Origin of the sequence: Solwaraspora sp. WMMA2080 (assembly GCF_027497395.1) — a bacterium.
Lineage (GTDB): Bacteria > Actinomycetota > Actinomycetes > Mycobacteriales > Micromonosporaceae > Micromonospora_E.
The window spans coordinates 2087743-2100754 of sequence record NZ_CP114910.1 but is presented as its reverse complement, the minus strand read 5'-3'; the positions used below and the strand labels follow the sequence as shown (position 1 = coordinate 2100754).

The following is a 13012-nucleotide window of genomic DNA, read 5'->3' as shown; positions in this document are numbered from 1 at the left end:
GATTCGTCGCCGTGACTCGGCGGTTGCGAGAGTGTTAACCGGGGCGTACCCCGCCGTCAAGATGCCCATCGGCATGGCCCCTCCGCCTCGGGCAGCGGCGGACGGTAGGGTCGCGCGGCATGAGGACGGTCTACACGTCGGCGGACCCCGACACCTTCCACCACGCCCGGCAACGGCTGGTCGGCCGGGTCGGCAAGTGGGCGCGTCGGCAGCGGCGCACCGAGCTCGACCCGTTCGTGATCGAGACACTGCTGGAGTACCGGTGGAGTCACGGTGACGGTCTGCTCGGCCGGTGGCACCCCGACGACCTCACCGCCGCGCTGCTCGACGGGTTCCCCCGACACGTCACCATGCACCCGGACGACTGGGACGCCGTCGTGCCGAGCGTACGGGGATTCGTCGACTTCCTGTTCGACGAAGGGTTCGCCGACCGGCACTGCGCCGACCGGGACCTGCTGCACACCACGCTCGACGAGCTGGCCGGACCGGTCGCCGAGGCGCTGGCCGACGAGCGGCGCTACGGTCCGGCGAAGTACTGGACCACCCGGATGATGCGCGAAGGCGTCGATCCGACCGACAACGCGGCCGCCCAGGCGTTCATCGCCGACGTGCACGCCGGCCGGATCTCCGTCGACCAGGACCTGCTCAACCAAATCATGGCCAACCACCGGGCGGCATCCGACGGCGCGCAACGTCCACCGACCCTGCCGCTGGTGACCGTCCCGGACGACGCCGAGTTGCGCCCGGCAGCCGAAGCGTCGACGATCCTGCACCGGGTCCGGCAGTTCGTGGCCTGGGTGGGACCGGGTCGAACCCTGACCCCGAACGGCAACCTGCGGCTGGCCGACGCCCGGGAACTGGTCCCGCTGCTCGACACCGCAGACGTGATCGACCCGGCCATCGGTGACCGGGTGTTCAAGACCCGCAGCAGCGAGGAGCTGTACGGACTCTCGGTGGTCGTCGCCTGGGCTCGGGCCGCTCGCGTGGTCCGGATGGTCAAGGGACGGCTCGTGCCGGTCAAGAGCGCGGCGAAGCTGCTGACCGACCCGCTCGCCCTGGCCCACCGGCTGTACGCGACGCTGCCCGAGATCGGGGCGGCGGTGTGCGGTAGCGGCTGGCGTGAGTCGTTGATGCGGTGGCGGTTCGACGACGCCGTCGTCATCACGGCACTCACCCTCTACTCGTCCGCCGAACCGCTGCCAGTCCCGGCCCTGCGCGAGCTGCTGCACCAGGCGCTGGAGAAGTCGATGCTGGTGCCGTATGGCGGCACCGAGGAGCAGCAGCAGGCCTGGCGCCAGTCCGCCCACAACGACGCCGACCGGCTCTTCGCGCAGCTGGCCGACCTCGGCGCGGTCCGGCTCACCGACGACGACAGGATCAGCCTGACGCCGCTCGGTGCCATGCTGGTCGGGCACCACCTGCGCGAACAGGGCGTGGTGGTGCCGACCGTCGCGGACCTGCTGGACGAGACCGCCGAGGTGGTGGTGGCGGTCGCCGCCGACAGCGATCCGGACAGCGCCGCCCGGCTGCTGACCGCCTGGTGCGCCCACCAGCCGCAGAGCGGTCCCGCCGAGCTGCGGGCGCTCGCCCGGCGTACCGACGACCAGAAGCACCGGCGTCTCGCCCGGTCCCATACGGGGTAGCCGTCCCCGTCCGGCAGGTGGCGGGCGGCCTCTAGCATCCCGATCATGAGTTACCAACCGCCGGGGCCGCCACCACCGCCGTCACCCGCTGGGCCGAGCCGCGGCCGGCGGACGACCGTGATCATCATCGCTGTCGTGCTCGCCGTCGTCCTGCTCTGCTGCGTCGGCGTCGCAGGGGGTGGCTTCTGGCTGTACCGGACCGTGTCGGCGGCCACCGAGCCGGCCCGCGACGCTACCACCGCCCACTTCGACGCGCTGTCCGCCGGCGACTACGCCGGTGCCTACCAACGACTGTGTCAGGACCGCCGGGACGCCCTGTCCGAGACGGAGTACGTCCAGCAGGAGTCCGCCGCCGGGCAGATCGCCGGGTACGACATCATCGGCGTCAACGTGTCGACCACCAACGGGCGGACGTCCGGCGCCGTCACCGTCGAAGTCACCTACGACGGTGGCGCGCAGCGGCAGGAGACCGTCAGACTGGTCGAGGAGAACGGCGAATGGCGGGTCTGCCAATGACACCCGACCACCTGCCACGACCGTGACGGAGGGCGGAGCGGGATGATCGAGGCACTGCTGCCAGCCACGGCGGTCGCCCGCGAGGCGTTCGACGACAGCGTCCCGGTCACCCTGTTCCCCGAGGAGACGGCCGTGGTCGGCAACGCGGTGGACAAGCGCCGCCGCGAGTTCGGCACCGCTCGCCGCTGTGCCCACGAAGCTCTCGCCGAGCTGGGCTTCCCCGGCGTACCGGTGCCGTCCGGAGCGCGCCGCGAACCCCGCTGGCCGGCCGGGGTGGTCGGCAGCATCACCCACTGCGCCGGCTACCGCGCGGCGGTGGTGGCCCGGTCGGCCGACCTCACCGCGGTCGGCATCGACGCCGAACCGCACGAACCACTGCCCTCCGGAGTGCTGAACAGCATCACCGTGCCCGACGAACTCACCTGGCTGGCCGCCAGTCGGGACAGCCACCCGCAGGTGCACTGGGACCGGCTGCTGTTCTGCGCCAAGGAGGCCGTCTACAAGGCGTGGTATCCGCTGGCCGAAAGCTGGCTCGGCTTCGAGCAGGCGTACGTCGAGGCGACTCCCGGCCCGGGTGCCGCCGTGGCTCCCGGCCCCGGTGCCGCCGTCGACGGGGACTTCACCGCCCGGCTGCTGGTGCCCGGCCCGGCGCTGCCCGACGGCACGCCGTTGACCGGGTTCACCGGCCGGTGGCTGGCCCGCAACGGCCTGATCGTCGCCGCGATCAGCGTCCCGGCCGGCCCCGACGTCTGACCGACACACCGCCCCAGAACGCCAGCCCGTTGATGTGGATTCTCGGCCCACCAGGGCTGCCCAGCCCGGCGGCCCGCTGACCGAAGTCGCCCATCAGGCCGACACCGGAGATCGACACCTCGGCGTCGTCCGGCACCACGATCTCGATCCCGCCCATGATCGCCCAGGCCCGGATCCGGATCGCGTTCGCGTCGAACCGCGCCTCCCGCAGGTCGATCCGGCCGCCGCCCCAGAAGGCGAAGGCCCGCAGAATGCCCGGTGCCACCCACCGGCCACGCCGGTCGAAACCGCTCATCACCGCGACCGCCCACTGCGACGGACGCGACGGCGCCAGGCCGTGCTCGCCACGCCGGGCCACCGTGTCGGACACCGCACGGGGAATGTCCCGGGTCAGCGGCTCCAACTCCGCGTACGTCCGGGCGGCGTACACCCGGCCGAGTCGTTCGTCCAGCTCGGGCAGATCGATCCGGCCCTCGGCGGCCGCGGCCCGCAGCACCTCCGCCACCTGCTCGCGGTCGGCGTCGGAGGCCCGCAGCCCGTCAGGAGGCAGCCGGTCAGGAAGGTCGCTCACGCCCACAGGGTACCGAGCGTCGCCGGGTCCGTCGGATCGGTCAGGTAGTGGGCCAGCACCTCGGTGTGCAACGGGAACGCGAGCGTGACCGGCTCGGTCACCACCAGCCACTCGGTGGCCTCCTCGGTCGCCGCCGACACCGGCAACGCCTGCGCCGGTCGGGGCGGCAGCACCCCGAAGATCAGCAGGCTCGCACCGTTGGGCACGCTGCGTACGGCGTACAACTGCACCTGGTCGGACCGCCCGGCCAGGCCGGTCTCCTCGCGCAGCTCGCGGACCACCGCGGTGCGCCAGTCCTCGCCGTACTCGATGAAACCGCCCGGCAACGCCAGCTCGCCGCGTGCCGGCTCGATGTCGCGGCGCTGCACCACCACACCGATCCCCTGTGGAGTCGTCACCGGCACCACGGCGACCGCCACCGGTGTCGGATTACGCCAGACCTGCTGCCCACAGTGGTCACAGGACCGGGGCCAGCCGGCGTCGGCCGGGTAGCGGGCACCGCACGACGAACAGAACGAGTAGGGCACGCCAGTCACAGCGCCCGACGATACGCCGGCCGCCGGGCCGTGACCGCTGTCGCCTATCCGACCGCCGCCGGGCACCCGCCGCCGCACCCGGTCGGGGATTCTGACGGCAGCAAACCGTACGGGGAGGTGTGTCGATGCTGTTCAGCGGGGCGTGCCCGGTCCGGGAGACCGAGCGGGACTGGATCGACGAGTCACTGTCCTGGCTGATCCGCGAGTTCGGCGAGCCGGCTCTGCGCGGACCGGTGGTGCTGCCCACCGACGAGTTCTTCCCCGGTGCCTACCACGGCAGCCGGGCCGACGTGGCGGCGGTGCTGCACCGCGTCGCACGGCACATGGCCGTCGACCCGGACCGGGTCGAACTGGTCTTCGAGCCGGCCGACGACACCGAAGCCGCGCTACTGGCCAGCCTGCCGGCGTACGCGCAGGCCGCTTCCGGCGCGGCCGGGCACTACGTACGTCGGGGCGGCCGGGGCGTGATCACCATCGCCGGGGCGCAGGCCCGCCAGCCGATGGCGCTGGTCGCCACCATCGCCCACGAGCTGGCCCACGAACGCCTGATCGGCGAGGGCCGGCACCGCCCCGACGCCGCCGACCACGAGCCGCTCACCGACCTCACCACTGTCTTTTTCGGACTCGGCATCTTCACCGCCAACGCCGCCTTCGACTACCGGGGCCGGGCCGGCGGCTGGCAGTCGAGCCGGCTCGGCTATCTCACCGAGCCGATGTACGGCTACGCGCTGGGCCGGTACGCCTGGCTGCGCGACGACCTGCCGCCCCGCTGGGCCCGGCAGCTGGACACCAACCCGCGCAGCTACCTGCGCCGGTCGCTGCGCTACCTGGACCGGCGGCGCTAGCTGCGTCACCTGGACCGGCGGCGGTAACCTGCGGCGATGCGGCACACCCTGGAGCCGAACACCCGGACCCTGCACGGCTACTTCTCACCCGACTATCCGCCGGTGCTCACCATCGACCCCGGCGACACGGTCACCTTCCGTACCCTGGACTGCTGGTGGTCGGCCGGGCCGTACGCCGGCGGGCTGCACGACCAGCGGCGCCGGGTGCCGGCGTACCGGCCGGGGTTCGGCCATGCGCTGGTCGGGCCGGTCGCGGTGCGCGGTGCCCGGCCCGGGACGACCCTGTCGGTACGGATCGACGAGGTGCTGCCGGCCGAGTGGGGCACCACGTTGGCCGGCAGCGCGTTGACCCCGCACAGCGAGCGGTACGGGATCGCCGGCACCGAGACGGTGCACACCTGGCAGCTGGACCCGGCCGCCGGCACCGGACGCAACCAGCTCGGCCACACCGTGACGTTGCGGCCGTTCCTCGGGGTGCTCGGCATGCCGCCGGCGCAGCCCGGCGAGCATTCGACGATCCCGCCCCGGCGCTGCGGCGGCAACCTGGACTGCAAGGACCTGGTCGCCGGCAGCACCCTGCTGCTGCCGGTCACGGTCGACGGCGCGCTGTTCTCCGTCGGCGACGGCCACGCCGCCCAGGGCGACGGCGAGATCTGCGGTACGGCGATCGAATGCCTGATGGACCGGGTCCAGCTCACCTTCGATCTGGTCGACGACCGGCCGCTGACCGGCCCGGTGGCCCGGGTCGACGGTGCCTGGCTGACCCTCGGCCTGGGCGACACCCTCGACACTGCGGCCGCCGACGCGCTCGACGCGATGATCACCCTGATGTCCCGCCGGCACGGGCTGTCCCGGGGCGACGCGGTCGCCCTGGCCAGCGTCGTCGTCGACGTACGGGTGACGCAGATCGTCAACGGCGTCGTCGGCGTGCACGCCCGGCTCGCCGACGACGCACTCCGCTGACGGGGCCGGTGCCGTTCAACTCTGCGCCGGTGCGTCCGGTGCCGGTCGACGGTGCGCGGCCAGTGCCCGCAGCGTCAGCAGGCCGCCGACGCCGGGCAGCAGACTGAGTAGCCGGGTCGATGTCGGCGCGGCCGGCTGCTGCGCGGTGGCGACGACCACCAGCAGGTACGCCGCCCCGTGGGTCGGGCCGAGCAGCGACGACACGGCCGGCCAGTGCACCGTGGCCAGGTTGGCCAGCATCACGATCAGAGTGGTGATCTCGACTCCGGCGGCGATCCGCAACAGCCGCAGACTGCCCGACATCCTCACACCCCGGTCGTCGAGCCGGGACGGACGATCATCAGCACCGTGACCGTCGCCCAGAGCAGGTTGAACACCCCGGTGTACGCCGCCAGCCGCTGTGGCGCGGTGGTCGGTGTACTCGCGGTCGCTGCCCCTGTTGCGGTCGCCGTCGGCTCCGGCTGGGTGCCGGGAGCGTCGATCCCGGTCAGCAGCATCTGCTGGCGGGGCAGGACCCGTAGCACCAGCAGCGCGGCGGCGATCGCGGTGAGCGCGATCGACACGAGCAGCCAGGTGTCGGTGAGCACCCCGAGGCTGGTGGCGGTGGCCAGACCGAAGACCGGCACGACGATCCCGACGGCGGCGTACACCCGGCAGATTCGGTGCAGCGTGCGCAGGGTCGTGTGGGCGGCGGCGTCGCGTGGGTCGGCGATCGCCCGCCGGGCGGCGGCCGGGAACATGCTGGCTGCGACGGTCACCGGGCCGATCGCCACGATCGCTGCGAGCACATGTACGGAGAGCAGAAATTTCGTCACGACGCGACGGTATGGGTGGTTTCGTGACGCGAGGAGTGGCAGGACGGACACAGGTCAACGGATTCTCGCCACCGTCGGCGTACCGTCGTCGACGTGCACCGGATCGCGATCCTCGCCCTCGACGGGGTCATCCCGTTCGACCTGTCCACCCCGATCGAGGTGTTCGGCCGGCTGCGGCTGCCCGACGGCCGGGCCGCGTACCAGGTGGTGGTCTGCGCGGCCACCGCCGAGGTGGACGCCGGCGCGTTCACCCTGCGACCCGCCGCCGACCTGACCGCGCTGGCCACCGCCGACACGGTGATTGTCCCCGGCTGCGCCGATTTGTCGGCCCCGGTGCCGCAGCCGGTGCAGGCCGCGCTGCGTGCCACCGCCGACGCCGGCACCCGGATCGCCTCGATCTGCTCCGGCGCGTTCGTCCTGGCCGCCGCCGGCCTGCTCGACGGGCGACCGGCCACCACCCACTGGCGCGCCGCCGCCGACCTGGCCGCCCGCTACCCGGCCGTCCGGGTCCACCCGGACGTGCTCTACGTCGACGACGGGCAGATCCTCACCTCCGCCGGGGCCGCCGCCGGCCTCGACCTCTGCCTGCATCTGGTCCGCCGCGACCACGGCTCGGCGGCGGCGGCCGACGCCGCCCGGCTGTCGGTGATGCCGCTGGAACGCAGCGGCGGGCAGGCCCAGTTCATCCCCGCCCAGGCACCGCCGGCACCGCCCGAGCCGGCGATCGAACCGCTGCTGAACTGGCTGCGTGAGCAGGCGGCCGAACCGTTGACGTTGGCCCGGATCGCCGACCGGGCCGGCATGAGCCCTCGAACCCTGCACCGACGCTTCCGGGAACACACCGGCGTCCCGCCGCTGCGCTGGTTACAGGAGGCCCGGATCCGGCAGGCCCAGCATCTGCTGGAAGCCACCGACGACGGGGTCGAACAGATCAGCCGCCGGGTCGGCTTCGGTTCACCGACCGCGTTCCGGGAGAGCTTCAAACGGATCGTCGGCACCAGCCCGTACGCCTACCGGGGCGCATTCCGCCGGCCCGGCGACGAACGGAGTCAGCCGACTGGTGCGCGGCGTCAACTGGGTGGTAGCAGTGACGGGCGGCGGCGGGCGGCCAGGTCCTCGACCCAGCCGAAAGCCAGCACCACGCCGACCAGCAGCACGGTGCCGACGCCGAGGATGGCCGCCTTACCGGCGTAGAGACCGGTCAGAGTGAGGAGCCCGCTGGCGGCGTACAGCACCGGCAGATGCCAGACGTAGACGGTCACCGCGCGGGCGTTGATCATGCGGAACAGCCGGGCCAGCCACGGCACCTGCGCCAGCCAGTCCAACCGGGGCCGGGCCCGCATCAGCAACAGCACCGCAGCCCAGCCCCACACCAGCGCGCCGAGCCGGTCGTCCTCGCCCCGCTCGGCCAGCCACATCATCGCGCCGAGCGCCAGCGCGCCGACGCCGAGCGCGTACCACCGCAGCGGGACCCGGTCCAGCAGTCCGGTGTGCCGGGCGTAGCCGATCAGCCAGCAGGTGCCGTAAGCGGCGGTGGACCAGAACACGTCGGTGACCGGGTTCATCTGCAGGTCGACCAGCGGGGAGGAGAGCAGTACGGCGAGTGCGGGCAGGGTCAGTAGTGTGCCGACCGGCCAGCGGCGGAACGCCCACCACAGCAGCGGGGAGAGCAGCACCAGCCACAGGTAGGCGCGGATGTACCAGAGTCCGAGGGAGAACGGTCCGCCCCATTCGCTGTTCGGCGGGTTCCGCAGCGGCACCACCCACCAGGTCACGTCCAGCAGGCTGGGCCGCCAGCCGACCAGGACCATCAGCGGTACGGCGACCGCAGCGAGCGCCCACAGCGGTGGCAGCAGCCGGCGCAGCCGCGAGCCGACCACCCGCAGCGGCGTACCTCGGTCCAGCGACACGGCCGTGAGGTAGCCGGCCAGCGCGAACATCACCGGCATCGCCGGGAACGCCAGCGGCAGCCAGGTCAGCCACAGGGTGTGCAGCAGGTAGACCCGCACGATCGCCAACGCCCGCAGCGCATCGATGTACGGGCTGCGCTCGCGTGTCGGGCGCGGCGAGGTTACCTGGGTAGGCGCCTCCTGCTCGCTGTTACGCAGGGGCGGGCTGACACGCATGGAGGCCGAAACTATCCGGGGTAGCTGGGTGTTCCCGCAACGTACGGTTGCGGTGCAGCAACGAGCTGGTTAATGGCCGGTGGCGTCTCGTGCCGTACCGACAACCGGCGGTGCGGGGCGGCGTCGATGGATCGCCGCCCCGCACCAGCTACCCCGGACAACTCACCGGGTACGACCTACCGCTGCCGCACCGTCAAGCCCACGGGCACCGTCAACACCGGGTACGGGGTCTGCGCCCGCAGTGCCAGCGTGGCGGTGTACCGGCCGGGCCCGTCGACCCCGGTCGCGGCGTTGGCGGTGAACCGCAGCGTGACGGCCTTCGACGCGCCCGGCGCCAACGTGAAGCTGGCCGGGCGTACCCGCAGCCAGGGCACCTCGGCCGGCGGTGTGCAGCCGTCCGCCCCGGACCACTGAGAGATCGACGGCACGGCCGCCCACTGCGGCGACATGCCGCCGATCGCCAGCCCACCGCAGGCGCCGGCACCCCGGGACGCGGCCTGCCCGGTCGGGGCCAGCTCCTGCCAGGCGTCGGCCACCGGGTCGTACCCGATGGTGTGATCGGTGATCTCCCCGCCGGAGAGCATGCCGCCGGCCAGCACCAGGCGGCCGGCGGCCACCGAGTACGCCGCGCCGGTCACGTGCTCCGGCATGGCCGCGCGGGCCGACCAGCGGTCGGTGTCCGGGTCGTAGGCGAGGGTGTCGGCGTAGTCGCCGTCGTGGCTGTACCCGCCCGCGCAGTAGATCCGCTGGTCGATCGCGCCGCAGGCATGCCACGCCACCTCGTGCGGGTAGTCGGCGCGGGCCCGGAACGTGCCGGTCGCCGGGTCGAACGCGAGCACGTCGGCCGACGCCCGGCACAGGTCGTCCCGGCAGCCGCCGACCAGGTAGATCAGCCCTTCGACGACCACCGCCGCGGCCGCCGCCCGGGGGGCGGGGTTGGTCACCCCGGCGAGCGTGCGCCACACCCCGGTCGCCGGGTCGTACACGTCGACCGCCGACTGCGGCCGGAACTCGGTGTCCCAGCCGCCGAACACGTACACCTCGCCGTCGACCGCCGCCACCGCCGGCTTGCCCCGGTCCCGGGGCAGGTCCGGCAGCCGCTGCCAGGAGTCGGCGACCAGGTCGTAGGCCCACGCCTGCCGGGTGGTGCCCAGGTGGGTGCCGCCGCCGATCGAGTAGACGATGTTGTCGAGCACCACGGCGGCGTTGTCGGACAACCCGTCCGGCGCGTCGGCCAGCCGCTGCCACGGCGGCTGCCCGGACAGCGGCGGCGTGGCCGACGCGGCGGGCCGCTGCAGCACCGTCACCGTCACCGGTGCGGTCCCGGTGTTGCGGACGGTGACTTCGGCGCTGCCGCTGCCGCCGGCCGTCAGTTCCGCCGCGACCGGTGCGCCGGAGACTGCCAGCTGTCCACTGCGCAGGTCGAAGTCGACCCGCCGGGCACCGCCGGCGATCACCGACGCGGTCCGCTTCCGCTGCTGGTACGGGGCCGCCTCGGCAACGAACGACCGCTGCTGCCCGGCCCCTCCGGCGAAGAACCAGTAGAACCCGTCCGGCACCGTAGAATCGGCCGGGGTGGCCGCCGACGTGCCGTACTCGTCCGGGCGCTGCGGGTCGGCGACCCGTGCCCCGACCACCGGCGTCCCGGTGTTCGCGTCGCTGGTGAACCCGGCGATCAGCCCGCCGTCGACCGGCGTGCAGGTCCGGTCGACGATCGCCACGTCGTCGACCTGCCACCACCAGCTGTACCCGCCCTGGTAACGGAACCGGACCTGCACCTGGTCGGCACCGGCCACCGGGGCCAGCGGAATCTCCACCAGCTGCGGCCCGCGTACGCTCTCGGTCACCTGAGAGACGTTGACCCATTCGGTGCCGTCGGTCGACACGTCGATCGCGGCGACGTCGCCGTTGCCGGCGATCCACGCGTCGGTGCGGAACCGCAGCACCGGTGCCGCGATCTGCGAGATGTCGATCATCGGCGTGTGCAGCAGGGTGTCCTGGCTGCGGCCGACGCCGTGGCCGTCGCTGTCGACGATGGCGAACCCGCCGCTGCCGCCGGTCAGGTTGCCCCGCTGGTGGTGGTCGGTGAAGGTCCAGCCGCCGCCGTCGGTGCGGTCCACGACCGTCCAGCCGGCCGGCTCGGTGGCGAAGTCGGTGGCGAAGACCGTAGCGCCGGTGTCGGCCGTGTAGCCGGGGGCGGTGCAGGCGATGTGCGCCGCCACCACCAGGTTCGCCCTCCGGGCCTGGCCGCCGACCGCCACCTCGGTGGTCACCGTCCGGTAGCCGGGGTACAGCGGGGTCACCGTCAGCTGGTACGTGCCGTGCCGGGGCACCTGGAGGGCGTACCGGCCGCTGGTCGGGTCGGTGAAGACAGGGTGGCCGGGCCGACCGGCGATGTCGATCCGCGCGTACAACGGCCAACCCTGCCCGGAGCCGTCGGTGACCCGACCGGAGAGGGTGACCAGCGGCACCGCGTCGAGGGCGACGTCCAGGACCACCGGTGCGGTGCCGACCGTCACCGTCAGCGTCCGGGTGGCCCAGCCGAACCCGGAGACGGTGAGGGTGTGCGTGCCGGCCGGCAGGTACGTCGCGTACCCGCCGGTGGGTCCGGTCTGCACACTGCGCCCGGCGACCGTCACGGTCACCCCGGCGACCGGGGAGCCGTCCGCCGCGTCGGTCACCGTGCCGGTCAGCCGGCCGGTCTGCGCGCGGGGTGACTGCGCCACCGCCTGGTACGCGTCCAGCCGGCCCTCGCCGGCCAGGTTGTTGTCCGCCACCGTGCCGCCGCATTCGGTGGCGTCGACGTCGATCGCGGTACGGTCCAGCAACGCGACCGTCGCGTCGTAGTCGTTGCGCAGCGCCGGCGCGGCCGACCACAGCAGCGCGATCGTGCCGGCGACGTGTGGCGCCGCCATCGAGGTGCCGTCGGCGGTGCCGTACTGGCTGCCCGGGAGTGCCGAGACGGTGCCGACCCCGGGGGCGGCGATGTCCGGCGTGATGTGGCCGTCCACCCCGGACACGCCCCGGCTGGAGAAGTCGGCGATCGTGCCGTCGACGTCGTGCGCGCCGACGGTGTAGACGCTCGGGTAGTCGCCGGGGGAGCTGGCGGTGTTGCACGCCGGCCCCTCGTTGCCGGTGGAGAAGACCGGGAAGATTCCGGCCGCCCGCCACGCGGTGATCACCTGCTCGTACCAGGGGTCGGCCTGGCCGCCGCCCCACGAGTTGTTCACGATGTCCGGTCGCAGGTCGGGGCGTGGGTTCTCGCCGTTGCGGTCGGTCGGCGCCAGCACCCACTGGCCGGCGGCCAGCAGCGCCGGGTCGGAGCAGTTGCGGGACTCGCAGCCCTTCGCCGCGATCCACCGCGCCCCCGGCGCCACCCCGATCCGGGTACCGGCGCCGTCGTCACCGACCATCGTGCCCACGGTGTGGCTGCCGTGCCCCTGGTTGTCGCAGGGCGTCGCGTCCGGGCACACCCCGGACGGGTCGAACCAGTTGTAGTCGTGGTCGAAGGTGCCGTCACCGAGGCTCCCCCGGTAGCTGGCGACCAGCGCCGGATGGTCGAACTGGACTCCGGTGTCGATGCTGGCAATCACCACGGTGTCGCCGCGTACGCCGAACTCCGACCAGACCCGGGGCGCGCCGATCTGCTCCACCCCCCACGTGGTCTGCGGGTCGTCGGCGACGGACGGCTGCGTGACCGGCTCGATCAGCTCGTGGCTGCGCAGCGGCTCCACCCGCGCCACCTCCGGCCGGGCGGCGATCGCGTCGACCAGCGCCCGGTCCCCGGTGACCTGCACCGCGTTGGCGATCCAGAAGCTGGTGTACGGCACCTTGCGCCGGGTCAGGTCGGCGGTCAGCCCCTGTTGGCTGCGCTCGGCGACCTCGGTCAACCGCTCGTACGCGACGGTGGAGCGCCGGGCCCGGTCGCTGATCCGGGCTGCGGTGTCCAGGGTGGCCGTCTCCCGCAGGTAGACCATGAAGCTGGTGGTGCCGTCGGCGGCGAGGTCGGCCAGCAGTTCGGCACTGACCGCCGCCGGGGCGTCGCCGTTGCCGCCGACCGGGGCCGCCGACGCGGCAGGGGCGGCCGTGGTGGCGGCGGTGACGCCGAACACGACCGCCAGCGTCGCGGCGACGTACCGGACGATCGCGGCGGCGTACCGGATACCCGCTGGTGGCGGGCCGGTCCGTCCAGGTGGATGGATCATCGTTCTCCTCACAGTGGTGACAGGCGGATCCCGCCTGCC

11 protein-coding genes and 1 pseudogene are annotated in these 13012 nt (G+C 73.2%); 6 read left to right on the top strand and 6 right to left on the bottom strand.

Translation table 11 applies throughout. The features are described 5' to 3' along the window. The first annotated feature begins 119 nt into the window (after positions 1-119). From O7543_RS09555 to O7543_RS09545, 3 genes are read left to right on the top strand one after another with little or no spacing between them, the layout of a single operon-like run. A complete protein-coding gene (locus O7543_RS09555) occupies positions 120-1643 on the top strand; it encodes a hypothetical protein (RefSeq protein ID WP_281554146.1) in 1524 nt (507 codons plus the stop codon). 45 nt (positions 1644-1688) lie between these two features. Beyond that, positions 1689-2159: a DUF4878 domain-containing protein gene (locus O7543_RS09550; protein ID WP_281554147.1), complete on the top strand. Its 471-nt coding sequence runs from the start codon at positions 1689-1691 to the stop codon at positions 2157-2159. A gap of 42 nt (positions 2160-2201) precedes the next feature. Beyond that, positions 2202-2912 carry a 4'-phosphopantetheinyl transferase superfamily protein gene (locus O7543_RS09545; protein WP_281554148.1) on the top strand — a complete coding sequence of 237 codons (711 nt, stop codon included), beginning with the start codon at positions 2202-2204 and terminating at the stop codon, positions 2910-2912. Here the strand turns inward: O7543_RS09545 and O7543_RS09540 are convergent. After that, positions 2884-3483 (bottom strand): DUF1707 domain-containing protein, encoded by a 600-nt coding sequence (locus O7543_RS09540; RefSeq protein WP_281554149.1) that lies wholly within the window; start codon positions 3481-3483, stop codon positions 2884-2886. The two genes, O7543_RS09545 and O7543_RS09540, sit on opposite strands and share 29 nt — an antisense overlap. Beyond that, entirely contained in the window at positions 3480-4019 is a 540-nt protein-coding gene (locus tag O7543_RS09535; RefSeq protein WP_281554150.1) for an NUDIX domain-containing protein, read from the bottom strand. The genes O7543_RS09540 and O7543_RS09535 overlap by 4 nt, the downstream gene beginning before the upstream one ends. Positions 4020-4144: 125 nt before the next feature. Here O7543_RS09535 and O7543_RS09530 point away from each other — a divergent pair, with 125 nt between their 5' ends. Further along, complete coding sequence (locus O7543_RS09530) at positions 4145-4864, top strand: hypothetical protein (protein ID WP_281554151.1); 720 nt, start codon at positions 4145-4147, stop codon at positions 4862-4864. Positions 4865-4900: 36 nt separating this feature from the next. Then, complete coding sequence (locus O7543_RS09525; protein ID WP_281554152.1) at positions 4901-5827, top strand: acetamidase/formamidase family protein; 927 nt, start codon at positions 4901-4903, stop codon at positions 5825-5827. Between the two features lie 15 nt (positions 5828-5842). On the opposite strand, the gene O7543_RS09520 is transcribed toward O7543_RS09525, so the two are convergent. After that, entirely contained in the window at positions 5843-6130 is a 288-nt protein-coding gene (locus O7543_RS09520) for a DUF3817 domain-containing protein (protein WP_281567387.1), read from the bottom strand. Between the two features lie 2 nt (positions 6131-6132). Continuing rightward, on the bottom strand, positions 6133-6642 hold the full coding sequence (locus O7543_RS09515) for a hypothetical protein (protein ID WP_281567386.1): 510 nt from the start codon (positions 6640-6642) through the stop codon (positions 6133-6135). A 93-nt stretch (positions 6643-6735) separates the two neighbouring features. Here O7543_RS09515 and O7543_RS09510 point away from each other — a divergent pair, with 93 nt between their 5' ends. Then, positions 6736-7836 carry a helix-turn-helix domain-containing protein gene (locus O7543_RS09510; protein WP_348650090.1) on the top strand — a complete coding sequence of 367 codons (1101 nt, stop codon included), beginning with the start codon at positions 6736-6738 and terminating at the stop codon, positions 7834-7836. Here the strand turns inward: O7543_RS09510 and O7543_RS09505 are convergent. Next, positions 7836-8768 (bottom strand): annotated as a pseudogene (locus O7543_RS09505) (acyltransferase); the annotation flags it as partial. The gene O7543_RS09510 and the pseudogene O7543_RS09505 sit on opposite strands and share 1 nt — an antisense overlap. 176 nt (positions 8769-8944) lie before the next feature. Beyond that, on the bottom strand, positions 8945-12973 hold the full coding sequence (locus tag O7543_RS09500; protein WP_281554156.1) for a S8 family serine peptidase: 4029 nt from the start codon (positions 12971-12973) through the stop codon (positions 8945-8947). Between the last annotated feature and the right edge of the window lie 39 nt (positions 12974-13012).

What these genes read in the sequence shown, in the direction of transcription:
- O7543_RS09555 (WP_281554146.1), top strand. Translation starts at nt 120, where the DNA reads ATGAGGACGGTCTACACGTCGGCGGACCCCGACACCTTCCACCACGCC.
- O7543_RS09520 (WP_281567387.1), bottom strand. Translation starts at nt 6,130, where the DNA reads ATGTCGGGCAGTCTGCGGCTGTTGCGGATCGCCGCCGGAGTCGAGATC.
- O7543_RS09550 (WP_281554147.1), top strand. Translation starts at nt 1,689, where the DNA reads ATGAGTTACCAACCGCCGGGGCCGCCACCACCGCCGTCACCCGCTGGG.
- O7543_RS09545 (WP_281554148.1), top strand. Translation starts at nt 2,202, where the DNA reads ATGATCGAGGCACTGCTGCCAGCCACGGCGGTCGCCCGCGAGGCGTTC.
- O7543_RS09530 (WP_281554151.1), top strand. Translation starts at nt 4,145, where the DNA reads ATGCTGTTCAGCGGGGCGTGCCCGGTCCGGGAGACCGAGCGGGACTGG.
- O7543_RS09500 (WP_281554156.1), bottom strand. Translation starts at nt 12,973, where the DNA reads ATGATCCATCCACCTGGACGGACCGGCCCGCCACCAGCGGGTATCCGG.
- O7543_RS09525 (WP_281554152.1), top strand. Translation starts at nt 4,901, where the DNA reads ATGCGGCACACCCTGGAGCCGAACACCCGGACCCTGCACGGCTACTTC.